Source organism: Massilia sp. 01N417, assembly GCF_056399645.1.
The window spans coordinates 86,812-103,873 of record NZ_JBFTRS010000006.1; the positions used below are offsets into that span (position 1 = coordinate 86,812).

Genomic DNA, 17,062 nt, shown 5'->3' on the forward strand with positions numbered 1-17,062 from the left:
ATGAGCTGCTTCAAAGATGACTGATTTGTAACCCATGCGTACTGCATGCGGGACTAGAATCTCCTGCAGTCTTTACGCACTGGGTCATCGATGGATCACGAGTCTTCCCTGATTGCACGTGAAGGGCCGCCGGCTCGCGGCGCCGCCGAGACAGGCCGGCGGCAGGCGGGCCCGGCGCCGTCCGCGGCCGGGTTCGGGCGCAGCCGCTTCGTGCTGGCCGGCTCGGGCTGGGCCTTCGCCTGTTTCGTCCTCCTGTATGCCTTGCCGGGCCTGCTGGGCCACGAGCCGTGGAAGCAGGACGAAACCTATATCGCGGAAATCGTGCGCAGCATGTCGGCCACCGGCGACCTGGTGGTGCCGACCATGGCCGGCGAAACCTTCCTCGAAAAGCCGCCGCTGTTCTACTGGCTTGCCGCGGCGCTCGCCCGGGCCTTTGCCGGCATCCTCCCGATGTGCGACGGCGCACGCCTGGCGGCCGGGGCCTTCGTCCTGCTCGCCTGCGGCGCGGTCGCGCGCTGCGGGCGCCGCTGGCGCGGGCGCGAGTTCGGACGCACCGCCGTCTTCGTGCTGCTGGCCTGCGTGGGACTGGAAGCCTACGCCCACCTGATGCTGACCGACCTGGCCTTGCTGGCTGGCGTGGCGCTCGGCCTTGCCGGGCTGCCGCGATGGCGCCAGTCGCCCGTCGCGAGCGGGCTGGAAATCGGCACCGGCGTCGGCATCGGCTTCCTGGCGAAAGGGCTGCTGGCGCCCGGCGTGTTCGGCCTGAGCGCGCTCCTGCTGCCGCTCTGCTTCAGCCGCTGGCGCCGGCGCGCCTACCTGCATACCGGGGTGGCGGCCCTGGCCGCGGCGCTGCCCTGGCTCGTGATCTGGCCCGCCATCCTGTATGCCCGTTCGCCGGCACTGTTTGCCGACTGGTTCTGGGTCAACAACATCGGGCGCTTCGTCGGCTTTGCCGTTCCCGAGCTGGGCGCCGCCCACGACAGCGGCTTCTGGTCGAGGAATCTGTGGTGGGTGACGCTGCCGGCGCTGCCGCTCGCCCTGCTGAGCCTGTGGCGCGAACGGCGCGCCCTGCGCACCAACGAACTGCTGCAGGCCAACCTGGTCATGGCGGGCGTGATCCTGGGCGTGCTGGTCCTGTCGGCTTCCGCACGCGGCGGCTATGCCTTGCCCTTGCTGATCCCGCTGTCGCTGCTCGGTGCGTCCAGCGCGGTGTCGCCGGGCGCGCGCCTGGAACGCGCCTGGCGCTGCGCCGCCCGGCTGGTTTTCGGCGCCGTTGCCGCCTTGCTGTGGCTGACCTGGGCCTATGTGATGTTTTCCGCCGATCCGCTGCAGCTGCACGGCCTGTATGCCCAGCTGGCGCCGGTGCCGGACCGGCATCCCGATGCCGCCGTCGTCGGCGCCTGCGCGCTGGCGAGCGCGGTGGCGCTGGCGCTGATGTTCTGGCGCGCGCCCCGCCAGGCCGCACTGCAGACATGGGCGGTCGGCCTTGCCCTCTGCTGGCTGCTGGCGGCCGGCCTGTTCTCCCCCTGGGTCGACCAGGTCAAGTCCTACCGCGAGGTCTTCACCTCGATGCGCCCCTTCCTGGCGCCGGATGCGGAGTGCGTCGCCAGTCCCGGACTCGGGGAGAGCGAGCGGGCGATGCTGAGCTATTACACCGGCGTGGTCACGCAAAGAGTGGCGTTGAAGCAGGCTGCCGATTGCCGCCTGCTGCTGGTGGAAGACTGGCGCGGCGAGGCGCCGCACCGGGTCGACGCCCGGCGGTGGGTTGCGATATGGGAAGGGACGCGGCCGGCCGACGACCGCGAACGATTCCGCTTGTACCGGCGCCGGCCTTAGCCGGCGCAGGGCTCAAGCGGCGGCGGCCTCAAGCGGCGGCGGCCGGTGCGGCAAGGCGGGACGCCGGGGGCGCCGGACGGCCGCCGGGCTGGCGTCCACCGGCCGTCTCCGCCAGGCGGAAGCGGCGCATCAGCTGCTCGAGGCGTACCGACTGCTCCTGCATGCTGGACGCGGCGGCGGCGGCTTCCTCGACTAGGGCCGCGTTCTGCTGGGTGGCCTGGTCCATCTGGGTGATCGCCGCGTTGATCTGGTCGATGCCGGCGCTCTGCTCGCGGCTGGCGGCGGTGATCTCGGCCATGATGTCGGCCACGCGCGCCACGCTGGCGACCACTTCCTCGATCGTGGCGCCGGCCTGCTGCACCAGCGTCGTGCCGTTGTTCACCTGGGCGACCGAGTCGCCGATCAGGGCCTTGATCTCGCGCGCCGCGGTGGCCGAACGCTGGGCCAGGTTGCGCACTTCGGACGCCACGACGGCGAAGCCGCGGCCCTGTTCGCCGGCGCGCGCCGCCTCGACCGCCGCGTTCAGCGCCAGGATGTTCGTCTGGAAGGCGATGCCGTCGATGACGCCGATGATGTCGACGATCTTGCGCGAGGCGCCGTCGATGGCGCCCATGGTATCGACCACCTGGCCGACGATCTCGCCGCCGCGCGCGGCCACCTGCGAGGCTGCCTGCGCCATCTGGTTGGCCTGGGTGGCGTTGTCCGCGTTGTGGCGCACGGTGGAAGTGAGTTCTTCCATCGAGGCCGCGGTTTCTTCCAGCGAGCTGGCCTGCTGTTCGGTACGTGCCGACAGGTCGAGGTTGCCGCTGGCGATTTCGGTGGAGCCGGCGGCGATCGTCCGCGAGCCGGCCTGCACCTCGGCCACGACCTTGGCCAGGCCGTCGCTCATGGATTGCATCGCGCGCATCAGGGCGCCGATCTCGTCGCGGCGGCCGTGGTCGTAGGACCCGGTGAGGTCGCCACCCGCCACGGTTTCGGCCGCCTGCACGGCGCGCGACAGCGGACGGACGATGCTGCGCGTGATCGCCACCGCGGCGAATGCGCCCAGCACGATCATCAGGCCGTTCAATAGCAGCACCAGGCGGGAATGCTCCTCATAGGTGGCGCGGCTGTCGCGGGTCATCGTGTCGATGGTGCGGCGCTGGATCGACAGCAGTTCCTGCAGCGCGCCGGAGTAGGCCTGGGCGGCGGGAGCGAAGCCCTCGTCGTAGCGGCGCTCGGCGGTGGCGGAATCGCCGGCCTTCTTGGCATTCATCACCTCGACCTTGGCGGCCTGGTATTTGGCGCGCAGGGCTTGCACTTCCTGCAGCTTGGCTTTTTCTTCCGGCGAGTCGAGCAAAGGTTCGACCTTCTTGATGATCTCGGTGCTGCGGGTGACGCTGTCGGCGATGTCCTTGGCGAAGACGGTGCTGAGGCTGTTGTCGGTACTGCGCGCGATCAGCGAGGTGCGCACGATCGCGGAATAGGTGTTCACGTTCCAGTCGGACACCATGCGTTCCTTGGCCAGCGGCACGGCCAGCATCCTTTCGGTGGCCTCGGCGTTGGCGCGGGCGGTCAGCAGGGCGGAAGCGGTGGCGATGGTGGCGAGCACCAGGATCAGGGCAAAGGCGACGGCGAGGCGGGTGCCGATGCGCGTATGGCGTAGCAAGTACTTCATGTGTCTCCCGTGGTTATTTTTGTAGGGAAAGTATGCGATATTTACTTGCGGTATGGAAATCCTTTCGATAGACGGGCACAATCTGTCGCAAATTTGCAGCGCTCCAGTATTTGTTCAATATCTTCAGGCGCAGCCGAGAATGTCCGCCACCTCGGTAAACGAATCGGCAACCACATCCCAGTCTTCCTCGGCGCGCAGATCCTGGTCCTGGTCCGGGCCGTACTCGTGCGGCCGGCGCACGAACACGGTGTGCATTCCCAGGGCCCGCGCGGCCCGCAGGTCGCCGTTGTGGGCGGCCACCAGCGCCGCCTGGCCGGGCCCGAAGCCGGCGGCCTCCAGCGATGCCAGGTAGGTGGCGGGCTGCGGCTTGTAGCTGCGGGAAATCTCCGCGCCCAGGATGGCGTCCCAGGGCAGGCCGCCGAAGCGGGCCAGTTGCAGCATGCCGGCGATATGGCCGTTCGAGATCGGCGCGATGGCGAAGCGGCGCTTCAGGCGCGCGAGGCCGTCGACGGCATCCGGCCACGGGTCGAGCCGGTCCCAGGCGCGGGTCAGCTCCGCCAGGTCCCGTTCCGGAATATCGTCGACCGCCACGCCATGGCCGGCGAGCAGCCGTTCCAGGTTTTCGCGCTGCAGGACGTCGAGGCGGACCCAGGGCCGCTGGCCCGAACGCACGGTCTCCATCGACGGCTGGTACAGCGCGCGCCAGGCGTTGGCAAAGTCGAAGGGATCGAGTGCGATGTCGTAGCGCTCGAGGAAGGGCGCGGCGGCGCGCGCCACTCCCGAGCGCCAGTCGACCACCGTGCCGAACACGTCGAAGCCGAGGAAGCCGACCTGCTGCAGCCTGCAGTTCATGCCCGCTCCCGCTCAGCCCTGGGCGCCGGCCGCCAGCGCCACGATGGTGCGCGCCAGGCCCGTCAGTACGCGCGCCGTGGCGGCGTAGTCGAGCCCGTCCGGCGTGTCCCCGGCCTGGTCGCCGGCGTCCATCTTGTAGTAGGGGTAGCGCAGGAAGGCGGTGTCCGTGACCATGACGGCGGGATACCCGGGGTGCCCATAGGACGAGCGGCCGGACAGGGTCACGCCCTGCACATAGGCCGGTGCGGCCAGGCCGTGGGAGGACGGTTCGGAAATCGCGCGGAAGGCGGACAGGGCATCCTGCACCCGGCGCGAGGATTCGAGCGTGCCGACGTAGGCGATGAAGCTGCCGGCCTCCGGACGTGCCGCATCGTCCTTCGCGCCGGGCGGGAGTTTGCGGCCGTGGCGCCGCAGCGCATACCAGCCGGCGCCGTGCGGCGCAGGCGCGTCCTCGAGCCGCTGCGCGCTGCCCAGTTTCCCATCCCTGGACCAGGACGGCTCTTCGTCGATGAAGAACACGAACTTCACTTCGGTGCCCTGGCTGGGCCGCAGGTCCTTCAGCAGGCGCGCAAGCTCCAGCACCGCCGCGGCGCCGCTGCCGTCGTCGTCGCCCGGCGCCGGGTCGCAGCGCGCACCGACGATGAAGATGCGCGCCGGCCTGGCGCCGGGCGCGAGATTCGATACCGAGACCTCGATATTGCGCACCAGGCGGGGCGCCTGCGTGCCGCCGGCCTGGTAGCGCTGCCGCCGGATCGCGTAGCCGGCGTCGCGCAGCACGTCCTCGATGTAGCGCGCGGCCCGTTCGCGCCTGGCTGGAATCGCCGTGCCGCGTTCGCCGGCATCGATGGCGGCCACGTGGGCGCGCAGGCGCGAGGCCAGCGAGATCTGCGGCACCGCGGCGCCGGGGCTCACGGTGAACAGCGCCAGCACTACCAGCAGGACGATGGCGACCAGGGCTTTCCAGTGTGCGCGCAGAAAGATTCGCATGACATGAAGACGCCGCAAAAAGAGACCGGGGCCGGCCTGCGATTTCATGATACCGAAATCACAAGCCGGCCCCGGTAGGGCGCTTTCAATTACGCGCGGTAACTCGGGCGCCCGCTCAGCGTGCCGCGGTCGTGTTCCCCGCCGGCTCGGTCCAGCCGCCGCCCAGCACCCGGTACAGCGTGACCTGGTTCTGCAGGCGGGCCAGGTTCGCTTCGATCGCCTGTTGCTGGGCGGTGAACAGCGAACGCTGGGCATCCAGCAGGTCGAGGTAGCTGGCGGTGCCGTTGCGGTAGCGCAGGTCCGACAGGTTGAAGCGGTCGCTTTCCGCCGCCGCCACCGCCTGCTGGGCGCGCAGCTGCTCGCTGAAGGTGGCCTGGCCGGCGAGGGCGTCCGACACTTCGCGGAAGGCGGTCTGGATCGACTTCTCGTAGCGGGCCACGGCGATGTCGCGGCCGGCAACGGCGCTCTCGACGCCGGCGCGGCGGGCGCCGAAATCGAACAGCGGCAGGATCGCCTGCGGCGCGAAGCTCCAGCCGAAGGAGCCGCCCTTGAACAGGCCCGACAGCTCCGAGCTGGCGCTGCCGGCGCTTCCGGTCAGCGAGATGCGCGGGAAGTAATTCGCGCGCGCCGCGCCGATGTCGGCGTTCGCCGCGATCAGCTGCTGCTCGGCCGAGCGGATGTCCGGCCGCGAGATCAGCAGGTCGGACGGCAGGCCCGCCGGCAGGTCCGGCAGGTTGGTCGCCGCCAGGGTGGGGCCGGCCGGCAGGTTGTCCGGGATCGGCTGGCCGACCAGCAGGGTCAGCGCATTCGTGTCCTGCGCGATCAGGCGCTGCTGCTGGGCCAGCACGGTGCGGGCCTGCTCGACCAGCGAGACCGCCTGCTGCAGGTCGAGCTTGGAGATCACACCGTTGTCGAAGCGCAGCTGGGAGAGGCGCAGCGATTCCTCGCGCGTCTTGAGGGTCTGCTGGGTCAGGTCCAGCAGTTCCTTGTCGGCCAGCAGGGCCAGGTAGGTGTTGGCCACCGTGGCGATCAGGCTGATCTGCGCCGTCTTGCGCGCTTCCTCGGTCGCCAGGTACTGCGCCAGCGCCGCGTCGCTCAGGTTGCGCACGCGGCCGAACAGGTCGAGCTCGAAGGCGGACACCGACAGGCCGGCCTGGTAGACGCTGGTCAGGGGCGCGTCGCCGGCCGTCGAGGCGCGGTTGGCGGTCAGGCCCGCATTCACCTGCGGGAAGCGCGCCGCGCGCTGGATCTGGAAGGCGGCGCGCGCCTGCTCGATGTTCAGGATCGAGACGCGCAGGTCGCGGTTGTTCGCCAGCGCCATCTGGATCAGCTGCTGCAGGCGGGCGTCGGCGAAGAAGCGCTGCCAGGCGATGTTGGCCGGCGCTTCAGCCGCCACTGGGTTGCCGCTGTGGACGGTGCCTTCCACGGTCGGGAAGGCGCCGGCCACCGGCGCGGCCGGACGCTCGTACTTGGGCGCCAGGTTCACGCAACCGGTCATCAGCATGGCCAGGGCCAGGGGAGTCAGGACTTTTTTCATGGTTCCGTTCATATTTCTTCTTTCGCAATACCTGCGGCTTCGGCGTGGTGCTCGTAGATCTCCTGCTGGCGCTTGCTGCCCTTGAAGATGCTGCGGACGACCACGAAGAACACCGGCACGAAGAACACGCCGAGCGCGGTCGCGGTGATCATGCCGCCCATCACGCCGGTACCGATGGCGCGCTGCGAAGCCGCGCCGGCGCCGCTGGCGATCACCAGCGGCAGCACGCCGAGGATGAAGGCCAGCGAGGTCATGATGATCGGACGGAAGCGCAGGTGGGCCGCTTCGATCGCCGCTTCGATCGGCGACTTGCCCTGCGCCTGCAGGTCCTTCGCGAACTCGATGATCAGGATCGCGTTCTTCGCCGCCAGGCCGATCACGGTGATCAGGCCGACCTTGAAGTAGACGTCGTTCGGCATGCCGCGCATGGTCGCGGCCAGCAGCGAGCCGAGCACGCCCAGCGGCACCACCAGCAGCACCGAGACCGGGATCGACCAGCTCTCATACAGTGCCGCCAGGGCCAGGAACACCGCCAGCAGCGAGAAGCCGATCAGGACGAACACGGTCGAGCCGGACAGGATTTCCTCGCGCGACTGGCCGGTCCATTCGTAGGCGAAGCCCGCCGGCAGCTTGGCCGCCAGGTTCTGCATTTCCTGCAGCGCGTCGCCCGACGAATAGCCCGGCTTCGGTTCGCCGGTGATGCTCATCGCCGGATAGCCGTTGTAGCGGGTGGTCTGCTGCGGACCGTTGATCCACTTGGTGGAGGCGAAGGCCGACAGCGGCACCGGCTGGCCCTTGGTGTTCAGGGCGTTCAGGCGCAGCAGGTCTTCCGGCTGCATGCGGTCCTTGGCGTCGGCTTGCACCACCACGCGTTGCAGGCGGCCGGCGTTAGGGAAGTCGTTCACGTAGCTCGAACCCAGCGAGGTCGAGATCGCGGTGTTGATCGCGTCGAAGGTCACGCCCAGGGCGTTCGCCTTGTCGCGGTCGATCTCCAGCTGCAGCTGCGGCGCATCTTCCAGGCCTTCCGGACGGATGCCGGTCAGGACCGGGGATTGCATCGCCATGCCCAGCAGCTGGTTACGCGCCTGCAGCAGGGCTGCGTGGCCGAGGCCGCCGCGGTCCTGGAGACGGAAGGAGAAGCCGGCGCCGCGGCCCAGTTCCGGGATCGGCGGCGGGCTCACCACGAAGATGAAGGAATCGCGCAGCGACATCAGGTGGCCCGTGATGCGGCCCGCCAGGCTCTGTGCGTCCGAACCCGGCGCCTTGCGCTCGTCCCAGGACTTCAGCGGGATGAAGGCGAGACCCATGTTCTGGCCCTGGCCCGAGAACGAGAAGCCGGTCACGGACACCATGTCGGCGACTTCCGGCTGCTTCAGCACATAGGCTTCGGCGGCCTTCAGCACGGCGTCGGTACGCTCGGCGGTGGCGCCCGGCGGCAGCTGGATGTTGGCGATGATGTAGCCCTGGTCTTCGTTCGGCAGGAAGGAGTTCGGCATCTTGGTGAACACCAGGCCAACCAGGCCCAGCAGCAGCACGAAGGCGACCAGTGCGCGGCCGGTGCGGCGCAGGATCTTGCCGACGAAACCTTCATAGCGCTTGGCGCCGGTGCTGAAGGTGCGGTTGAACCAGCCGAAGAAGCCGCGCTTCTCCATGTGGTGGCCGGCTTCGACCGGCTTGAGCAGGTGGGCGCACAGCGCCGGGGTCAGCGACAGCGCCAGGAAGGCCGAGAACGCGATCGAGGACACCATCACCGCCGAGAACTGGCGGTAGATGTTGCCGACCGCGCCGGCGAAGAAGGCCAGCGGCACGAACACCGAGATCAGCACCACGGTCACGCCGATGATGGCGCCCGAGATCTGGCCCATGGCCTTGCGGGTCGCCTGCAGCGGCGGCAAGCCTTCCTCGGACATGATGCGCTCGACGTTCTCCACCACCACGATGGCGTCGTCGACCACGATACCGATCACCAGCACCATGCCGAACATGGTCAGCACGTTGATCGAGAAGCCCAGCGCCAGCAGGGTGGCGAAGGAGCCGAGCAGGGCGACCGGCACCACGATGGTCGGGATCAGGGTGTAGCGGATGTTCTGCAGGAACACGTACATCACGATGAACACCAGGATCACGGCCTCGATCAGGGTCTCGATGACCTGGCTGATCGAAATCTGGATGAACTTGGTGGAATCGTAAGGAATCGCGTACTTCATGCCATGCGGGAAGTACTTCTGCAGCTCGGCCATGCGGGCCTTGATCAGGTTGGCGGTCTCGAGCGCGTTACCGGTCGGCGACAGCTGCACGCCGATACCGCTGGACGGCTTGCCGTTCAGGCGTGCCGAGGTCGAATACGCCTGGCCGCCGATCTCGATGCGGGCCACGTCCTTCAGGCGCACGGTGGAGCCGTCCGGATTCGCGCGCAGCACGATGTTGCCGAACTGTTCGACGGTCGACAGCTGGCCGGTCACGACCACGGTCGCGGTGATCTGCTGGCCGACGGCCAGCGGCAGGTCGCCGATGGTGCCGGACGCCACCTGGGCGTTCTGGGCGCGGATCGCGTTGTTGACGTCGGAGGCGGACAGCTTGAAGCCGACCAGCTTGGCCGGGTCGATCCAGATGCGCATCGCCTTCTCGGTACCGAACAGCTGGGCCTGGCCCACGCCCTTGATACGCTGGATCTCGGGCAGCACGTTACGCGAGGCGTAGTCGCCCAGCGCGATCGGGTCCCAGTTCGGGTCGTCCGAGGAGAGGATCGTGAACAGCAGGAAGTTCGAGCGGGCCTTGTCGACGCGCACGCCCTGCTGGGTCACGGCCGCCGGCAGGCGCGGGGTCGCGCGCGACAGGCGGTTCTGGACGTCGACCTGGGCCAGGTCGGGATCGGTACCGGTCTCGAAGGAGATCGTGATGGAGCCGGTGCCGTTGGCCTGGCTGGTCGACTCCATGTAGACCATGCCGGGCGAACCGTTCATCTCGCGCTCGATCACGGAGATGACCGAGTCCTCGAGGGTTTGTGCGGAAGCGCCCGGGTAGGCGACGCTGACGACGATCGACGGCGGCGCCACGGTCGGGTATTGCGCGATCGGCAGCTGCTTGATGGCGACGCCGCCAAGCACCATGATGAACAGCGCGATCACCCAGGCGAAAATTGGGCGGTCAATAAAAAAACGAGCCATTGGGAAGTCCTGTTTCTATTGTTGCTCTTACTGGCGGGTATTGCCCGTGCCGGCGCCGGCGGCCGGCGAACCGGCCTTCGGCGTATCGGCCGTACGGCTGGCCGGGGCGCTGTTACTGTTTTGCGGAGTCCATGCCACCGGCTGGACCGGGGTGCCCGGCGGCAGCATCTGCAGCTTCTGGAAGCCGTCGACCATCACTTTCTCGCCTTCCTTCAAGCCGTCGGTGACGACCCAGTCGGCGCCTTCCTGCGAGGCGATCTTGACGGTGCGCGGGGTCGGCTTGTTGTCGGCGCCGATCACCATCACGGTGTCGCCGGTCTGGCCGCCGCGGGTCACGGCCTGCTGCGGCACCAGGATGCCCGACGGCAGCTCGGCCTGGGCCAGGCGCACGCGCACGTACTGGCCCGGCAGCAGGGCGTTGTCCGGGTTGGCGACCTGGGCGCGCAGGGTAACCTGGCCGCTGGTCGGGTCCACGGTCACGTCCGAGAACAGCAGCTTGCCTTTGCGGCCCAGTTCGCTACCGTCGTCGAGGATCACCGACACCGGGATCGCCGAGTCGATGCCGCGGTTGCCGGCGCTCTTGCGCAGGCGCTGCAGTTCGGCGGCGGACTGGGTGATGTTCAGGTAGACGCTGTCGGTCTGCTGGATCAGCGCCATCTGGGTCGCTTCGGTGCTTGATACCAGCGCGCCTTCGGTCACGAGGGCGCGGCCGATGCGGCCCGAGATCGGCGCGTAGACGTTCGCATAGCCATAGTTGATCTGGGCGATCTTCACCTGCGCCTTGGCGGCGTTGACGTCGGCCTCGGCCTGCTTGGCGGCGGCGACGGCATTGGTGAACTCCTGCTTGCTGACCGCATTGGCTTCCACCAGCGGCTTGTAGCGCTCGACGGTGGCCGAGGCCGAGGTCAGGTTGGCCTGGGCGCGGCCGAGCGAGGCCTGGGCGCTGTTGAGCTGTGCCTGGTAGGGTTCCGGATCGATCTGGAACAGGGACTGGCCCTGCTTTACCATGCTGCCCTCGGTGAACAGGCGCTTCAGGACGACGCCGTTGACGCGGGCACGCACCTCGGCCACGCGGATCGCTTCGACGCGGGCCGGCAGTTCGGTTTGGAGGGCGACCTGCTGGAACTTGGTCGTGATGACGCCGACTTGCGGCGCCGGCATCTTGCCGCCGGGGGCGCCGGCACCGGCTTGGGCGGCATCCTTGTGGCCGCAGCCCGACAGCAGCGCCAGGGCGGTCAGGGTGCACGCGGCAATCCTGGTCAGATTCAGGGTAGATGGTTGGGCAGAACGCATTAAGTGCTTCCTTCTGTTAAAAAAAGGACAAAACCGTCCTGCGGCACTACTCCTGCACCGCACAACGATTCGTCACTGGCTTTTAGGTAAACGGGGATATACTATCACGAGTGTATGTTTAATGTTTCTTGACCACCAAATAATGGAGATAGGCGCCAATGGCCCGCAGAACCAAAGAAGAGGCCGCTGCCACGCGTGACAGCATTCTTGATGCTGCAGAGAAATTGTTCGTTGAACAGGGTGTTTCGAGAACCACCTTGCAGCATATCGCAACCGCTGCCGGTGTGACGCGCGGGGCCATTTATTGGCACTTCGACGACAAGGGCGCCTTGTTCAACGCGATGATGGAACGCGCGATCCTGCCGCTGGAGGCGGAGCTGCAGGTGCTGGACGAGGCCGATTCGAGCGATCCGATGGCCGACTTGCGCGAGTACATGCTGGCCGTGCTGCGCCGCACGGTCGAGGACCCGGTGGCCCGCCGCGTGTTCGAGATCGCCATGCTGAAGGTAGAATTCGTCGACGAGCTGGATGTGGTGCGCTGCCGCCGCCAGCATAGCCTGAACCAGTGGATGGCGCGCGTCGAACGCCGCATCAAGCTGGCCGCCGACCAGGGCCTGATCTCCTGCAAGGTCGAGCCGCGCATGCTGGCGCTGGCGATGTGGACCATGATCGACGGGCTGGTCCGCAACTGGATGTTCGCGCCCCAGAGTTTCGATTTGCTCGAGTTGGGGAAGAGCGTGATCGATCCGTATATGGCGGGCTTGCGGGCGGGGCGGGCCTGATGGGGCTTGCCGACACTGCCGGTCCTCGCCTGGTTGCTGCTGGGCCGCATCGAGCGCCGCCCATCGCCCTGTGCCATCCGGTGTATCGCGCCGAATGCGTGCCCGGTTTCGGGATGAGGATGAGCGTGTTCCCGGGCGCCATCCTGCCGATGATCGCCGCGCTGGTCTTCGCCGCCGTCGGCGCGCTGCCGTATTACGGCGTCCGTTTCATCTGGTCGAGGCTGTCGCACTGGCGCGCTAGCTCATGAGATTGTTGCTGGCATTCCTGCTCGGCCTCGGCTGCGCCCCTTCGCTCCTGGCCCAGCCGCTGCCGTTCGCCGGCCGCTGGCTGCTGGACGATCGGCCGGCGTCACAAGCCACCTATACCGTCCTGAGCGTCAAGGACGATCGCCTGCGCTGGAGCGGACTAAATAAATCGGTCCCGCCCTGCGAGCAGGAATTCGTGCTGAAAAAGGAAAGGCCCGGCACGGTGTACCTCGATGGGAGCGGCACCAGATTCCTGGCCGGCTTCCCGGGCAGCATCCCGACTTATCTGCTGACCCTGCGCAGCAGCACCTGCGGCCGTGCCGGCGAAGATGTGAGGATCCGTTATCCGCTGATCTACGATACCCAGCACATCGAAGTCATCGAATACGAGAACGGCAAACCGGTGAGTTCGCGGCGCTTTCACCGCAAGAAATGAATTCGTTCGGAAGGTCAATGCACATCGGCCGGCACTTCTTCAGGGGATCCTGCGCGCAGCATTGCAATCAAGCCTTCCAGCGCCAGCGAGGCCTCGCCGCGCCACACCAGGTGGGTCCGGTTCTCCGCGATGCGCGCCGGCAGCGCGTGCTGTCGCACCTTGTCCGCGGCCTGCAGCGCGCCGAGCACGCTCCGCGGCACGACGGCAAAGCCGGTGCCGGCCGCCACGCAGGCGATCATGCCCTGGTAGGAACCGAATTCGAGCACCCGTTCGACCGTCACGTTTTCGCTGCCCAGCCATTCGTCGAGGCGCCGCCGGTAGGAGCAGCCGTGGGTAAAGGCGATCATGGTCAGGCGGCCGAGGTCCTTCGCATCGCGCACCGGACCCGTGGCAAGCGGCGTGATCAGCACCAGCTTTTCGCGGAACACCGGCAAGGCTTCCAGCTCGGGCGCCGTGAAGGGCTCGGACACGAAGGCCGCTTCGATCTCGAAGTTCCTCACCGCCTTGAGCAGGGCGCCGGTGGTGCCGGTGACGAGCTCCACCACCACGCCCGGATGTTCTTCGTGGAAGCGCGAGAGGATGGGCGCCAGGCGGCTGCCGGCCGTGCTTTCCAGCGAGCCGAGGCGGAACACGCCCTGCGGCTTGCCGCTGCGCAGCTCGTCGACGGCCTCGTCGGCCAGGCGCAGCAGGCGGGTCGCGTAGTTCAGCAGCGTCTTGCCTTCGGCGGTCAGGCTGAGCGAGCGGCCGTCGCGGCGGAACAGGCGCACGCCGAGGTAGTCTTCCAGTTGCCGGATGCGGGTGGTGACGTTGGACGGCACGCGGTGCAGCTTTTCCGCGGCCCGGTTCACGCCGCCCTCGCAGACGACGGTACGGAAAATGAGCAGGGCTTCGAGGTCGATCGTTCTCATAAAGAGAATGATAGTCCATTTTTATTCATTAGTCAGCGCGCCCGGCTTGCGCTTTAATACAGGCATGGATAGCACGACACTTCCCCTTGCCGCCAGGAGCGGCCGCGTTGCCGCCGCCGTCTGCGCCGCGGCCATGATCTCGCTGGCGGTGGCCATGGGCATCGGCCGCTTCGCCTTCACGCCCCTGTTTCCGCTGATGGTGAGGGACGGGCTGCTCGACAGCCACGCCGGCGCCATGCTCGCCGCCGCCAACTACCTGGGCTACCTGGCCGGTGCGCTGGCGGCCTCGCGCCTGCGCATCAAGCCGGCGCTGCTGCTCGCCCTCGGACTGGCCGGCACCGTGCTGATCACGGCGGCGGTCGGCTGGACCGCCTCCGGTTTCTGGTGGGCCGTGCTGCGCTTCCTGGCGGGCGTGATGAGCGCCTGGACCCTGGTCGCGACCAGCGCCTGGGGCCTCGGCTGGCTGGCGGCGATCGGGCGTCCGGACCTGGCCGGCGTCCAGTTTTCCGGTGTCGGCATCGGCATCGCCGCCGCCGGCCTGTTCTGCCTGCTGCTGGGGAGCGCGCTGCCTTCGCCGCAACTGTGGATCGGCCTGGCGGCGCTGGGCGCGCTGGCGTCGGCCCTGCCGCTGGTGCTGAGCCGCAGCCTGCCGACGCCACCGCCGCCGGCCGCCGCCGCCGCTTCCATCGGGCCCGCCGCGCCGCAAGCCACCTTCGGCCTGGTCGTTTGCTATACCCTGTTCGGCTTCGGCTACATCCTGCCCGCCACTTATCTGCCGGCGCTGGCGCGGCAACTGGTCGACGACCCCGCCGTGTTCGGCCTGGCCTGGCCGGTGTTCGGCACGGCGGCGGCCATCTCCACGGTGCTGGTGTCCTGGCGCCTGGCGAAGGCGCCGCGCCTGGGCGTGTGGGCGAGCGCCCACCTGCTGATGGCGGTCGGCGTGCTGCTGCCGGCCGTGTGGACTTCGCTGGCCAGCGTGACCCTGGCGGCGCTGCTGGTGGGCGGCACCTTCATGGTCATCACCATGGTCGGCATGCAGGAAGCGCGGGCGCGCGCCGAAGGACAGGCCACGCGCGTGCTGGGCCGGATGACGGCAGGCTTCGCAGTCGGCCAGCTGGCGGGGCCGCTGGTCAGCGCGGGCATCGCCCGCCTGACGGCTACCGAGGCCGCGGCCCTGCACATGGCGCTGGCGCTGTCGGCGCTGGGATTGCTGGGCAGCGCGGCCTGGCTGTGGAAAACGAACTCGCACATTGCACATCGAAGGGAGAAACCATGAATCCGAACCGGAGCCAGCAATTCCTTGAGCGCCTTGCGCTCCAGTATCCAATCATCCAGGCGCCGATGGCCGGCGTGTCGACGCCGAGCATGGCGGCGGCCGTGTCCAACGCCGGCGGCCTGGGATCGCTGGGACTCGGGGCGAGCAATGCCGCCCAGGCGCGCCAGATGCTGGAAGAGACGCGCGCCCTGACCAGCCGCTCCTTCAACGCGAACGTGTTCTGCCATGTGCCGGCGCGCCGCGACGCGGAGCGCGAAGCGGCCTGGCTCGGCCACCTCGCGCCCCTGTTCGCCGATGCGGGCATCGCGGCGCCTTCTTCGCTCGACGAGATCTACAAATCCTTCAACGAAGACGAAGACATGTTCCGCATGCTGCTCGAGCTGCGTCCGGCGGTCGTGAGTTTCCATTTCGGCCTGCCGTCCGCCGAACGGCTGGCCGCCTTTCACGAGGCGGGCGTGTTCACGATGGCCACCGCCACGAATTTGCGCGAAGCCGGGATCATCGAGCGGGCGGGCGTGAAGGCGATCGTGGCCCAGGGCATCGAGGCCGGCGGCCACCGCGGGATGTTCGATCCGGAACAAAGCGACGAAGGCCTGAGCACCTCGGTGCTGGTGCGCCTGCTGGTCAGGAAGACCGGCCTGCCGATCGTCGCCGCCGGCGGCATCATGGACGGCGCCGGCATCAGGGCCGCGCTGGACCTGGGCGCGGTGGCGGCGCAGCTGGGGACCGCCTTCATCCTGTCGCCGGAATCCTCGGCCAGTGCCGCCTACCGCGCCAACCTGAAGAGCGAACGGGCCGAGGCCACGCGCATGACCGCGGCCATTTCCGGACGCCCGGCGCGCGGCATGCTCAACCGCCTGATCGCCCACGGCGACGCCGCCGGCAGCCCGCCGGCGGCCGCGTATCCGGTCGCCTACGATGCGGCCAAGCAGCTGCACGCCGCGGCGGCCAAGGCCGGCAACCACGAGTTTGCGGCGCAGTGGGCAGGGCAGGGAGCGCCGCTGGCGCGCGAGATGCCGGCGGCGGAGATGCTGCAGCAGCTTGCTGCCGAGATGGCGATGTAAACGGAAAACGGCGGCATGCATGCCGCCGTTCGATCGTCGTGCTCGCGCATCGATAGCCATCCTCCCCGCGAAGGCGGGGAGGATGACGTGTTAGCGCAGCTCCTCGATCATCTTCTTCAGCTTGACCGAATCCGCCACGAAGGCACGGATACCCTCGGCCAGCTTCTCGGTGCCCATCGCGTCTTCGTTCAGCATGAAGCGGAAGGTCTTCTCGTCCATCGCGATCTTCTCGATGTTTGCCGATTGGTCGGCCACCAGCTTGCGCTCGACGGTCGCGTCGGCGTCGGACAGCTTCTGCAGCAGGTCCGGCGAGATGGTCAGCAGGTCGCAGCCGGCCAGTTCCAGGATCTGCGAGGTGTTGCGGAAGCTCGCGCCCATCACTTCGGTCTTGTAGCCGAACTTGCGGTAGTACTGGTAGATGCGCTTGACCGACTGCACGCCCGGATCGTCGGCGCCCTGGTAGTCGGTGCCGGTCGATTTCTTGTACCAGTCGTAGATGCGGCCGACGAACGGCGAGATCAGCTGCACGCCCGCTTCGGCGCAGGCCACGGCCTGGCACAGCGAGAACAGCAGGGTCAGGTTGCAGCGGATGCCGTCCTTTTCCAGGATCTCGGCGGCGCGGATGCCTTCCCAGGTCGAGGCGATCTTGATCAGCACGCGCTCGCGCTTGATGCCGGCGGCTTCGTACAGGGCGATCAGTTCGCGGCCCTTGGCCACGGTCGCTTCGGTATCGAAGGACAGCGCGGCGTCGATCTCGGTCGAGACGCGGCCCGGCACGAACTTGAGGATCTCGACGCCGAAGGCGATCAGCAGGCGGTCGACGATCTCTTCGACCGAAGCGCCGTTGGCGTCGGCGACGGCTTTTTCCAGCAGCGGACGGTATTCCGGCTTCTGGACCGCCTTCAGGATCAGCGAGGGATTGGTGGTTGCGTCTTGCGGCGCGTAGGCCTTGATCGACTGGAAGTCGCCGGTGTCGGCCACCACGGTGGTGTACTGCTTGAGCTGTTCGAGTTGGTTCATG

The 17,062-nt window shown here is 68.1% G+C and carries 14 protein-coding genes; 6 read left to right on the forward strand and 8 right to left on the reverse strand.

Translation table 11 applies throughout. The features are described 5' to 3' along the window. Positions 1-90: 90 nt before the first annotated feature. Positions 91-1,836 carry an ArnT family glycosyltransferase gene (locus tag AC1DOQ_RS08690; protein WP_477362207.1) on the forward strand — a complete coding sequence of 582 codons (1,746 nt, stop codon included), beginning with the start codon at positions 91-93 and terminating at the stop codon, positions 1,834-1,836. A 28-nt stretch (positions 1,837-1,864) separates the two neighbouring features. On the opposite strand, the gene AC1DOQ_RS08695 is transcribed toward AC1DOQ_RS08690, so the two are convergent. The 6 genes from AC1DOQ_RS08695 to AC1DOQ_RS08720 form a co-directional block, all read right to left on the reverse strand. Continuing rightward, positions 1,865-3,493: a methyl-accepting chemotaxis protein gene (locus AC1DOQ_RS08695; RefSeq protein WP_477362209.1), complete on the reverse strand. Its 1,629-nt coding sequence runs from the start codon at positions 3,491-3,493 to the stop codon at positions 1,865-1,867. 123 nt (positions 3,494-3,616) lie between these two features. Next, complete coding sequence (locus tag AC1DOQ_RS08700; RefSeq protein ID WP_477362211.1) at positions 3,617-4,345, reverse strand: haloacid dehalogenase type II; 729 nt, start codon at positions 4,343-4,345, stop codon at positions 3,617-3,619. Between the two features lie 12 nt (positions 4,346-4,357). Then, the gene (locus AC1DOQ_RS08705) at positions 4,358-5,332 is read right to left on the reverse strand and encodes a M28 family peptidase (protein ID WP_477362213.1); all 975 of its coding nucleotides are present in this window, start codon (positions 5,330-5,332) and stop codon (positions 4,358-4,360) included. 115 nt (positions 5,333-5,447) lie between these two features. Continuing rightward, the gene (locus AC1DOQ_RS08710; protein WP_477362215.1) at positions 5,448-6,869 is read right to left on the reverse strand and encodes an efflux transporter outer membrane subunit; all 1,422 of its coding nucleotides are present in this window, start codon (positions 6,867-6,869) and stop codon (positions 5,448-5,450) included. 8 nt (positions 6,870-6,877) lie between these two features. Next, complete coding sequence (locus AC1DOQ_RS08715; RefSeq protein ID WP_477362217.1) at positions 6,878-10,036, reverse strand: efflux RND transporter permease subunit; 3,159 nt, start codon at positions 10,034-10,036, stop codon at positions 6,878-6,880. A 27-nt stretch (positions 10,037-10,063) separates the two neighbouring features. Continuing rightward, the gene (locus tag AC1DOQ_RS08720) at positions 10,064-11,329 is read right to left on the reverse strand and encodes an efflux RND transporter periplasmic adaptor subunit (RefSeq protein ID WP_477362219.1); all 1,266 of its coding nucleotides are present in this window, start codon (positions 11,327-11,329) and stop codon (positions 10,064-10,066) included. A 257-nt stretch (positions 11,330-11,586) separates the two neighbouring features. Between AC1DOQ_RS08720 and AC1DOQ_RS08725 the strand changes: the two genes are divergently transcribed. From AC1DOQ_RS08725 to AC1DOQ_RS08735, 3 genes are all read left to right on the forward strand, one after another. Continuing rightward, positions 11,587-12,111 carry a TetR family transcriptional regulator gene (locus tag AC1DOQ_RS08725; protein ID WP_477362221.1) on the forward strand — a complete coding sequence of 175 codons (525 nt, stop codon included), beginning with the start codon at positions 11,587-11,589 and terminating at the stop codon, positions 12,109-12,111. A gap of 119 nt (positions 12,112-12,230) precedes the next feature. After that, positions 12,231-12,359 carry a hypothetical protein gene (locus AC1DOQ_RS08730; RefSeq protein WP_477362223.1) on the forward strand — a complete coding sequence of 43 codons (129 nt, stop codon included), beginning with the start codon at positions 12,231-12,233 and terminating at the stop codon, positions 12,357-12,359. Continuing rightward, positions 12,356-12,793, forward strand: a complete 438-nt coding sequence (locus tag AC1DOQ_RS08735) for a hypothetical protein (RefSeq protein ID WP_477362225.1) — start codon at positions 12,356-12,358, stop codon at positions 12,791-12,793. Before AC1DOQ_RS08730 ends, AC1DOQ_RS08735 begins: the two co-directional genes overlap by 4 nt. Positions 12,794-12,807: 14 nt before the next feature. On the opposite strand, the gene AC1DOQ_RS08740 is transcribed toward AC1DOQ_RS08735, so the two are convergent. After that, positions 12,808-13,701 carry a LysR family transcriptional regulator gene (locus AC1DOQ_RS08740; RefSeq protein ID WP_477362227.1) on the reverse strand — a complete coding sequence of 298 codons (894 nt, stop codon included), beginning with the start codon at positions 13,699-13,701 and terminating at the stop codon, positions 12,808-12,810. A 64-nt stretch (positions 13,702-13,765) separates the two neighbouring features. Here AC1DOQ_RS08740 and AC1DOQ_RS08745 point away from each other — a divergent pair, with 64 nt between their 5' ends. After that, positions 13,766-14,977, forward strand: a complete 1,212-nt coding sequence (locus AC1DOQ_RS08745; protein ID WP_477362229.1) for a YbfB/YjiJ family MFS transporter — start codon at positions 13,766-13,768, stop codon at positions 14,975-14,977. Continuing rightward, positions 14,974-16,041, forward strand: a complete 1,068-nt coding sequence (locus tag AC1DOQ_RS08750) for an NAD(P)H-dependent flavin oxidoreductase (RefSeq protein ID WP_477362230.1) — start codon at positions 14,974-14,976, stop codon at positions 16,039-16,041. Before AC1DOQ_RS08745 ends, AC1DOQ_RS08750 begins: the two co-directional genes overlap by 4 nt. Positions 16,042-16,131: 90 nt before the next feature. Here AC1DOQ_RS08750 and tal read toward each other — a convergent pair whose 3' ends face one another. Further along, a complete protein-coding gene (gene tal / locus AC1DOQ_RS08755; RefSeq protein ID WP_477362232.1) occupies positions 16,132-17,061 on the reverse strand; it encodes a transaldolase in 930 nt (309 codons plus the stop codon). Between the last annotated feature and the right edge of the window lies 1 nt (position 17,062).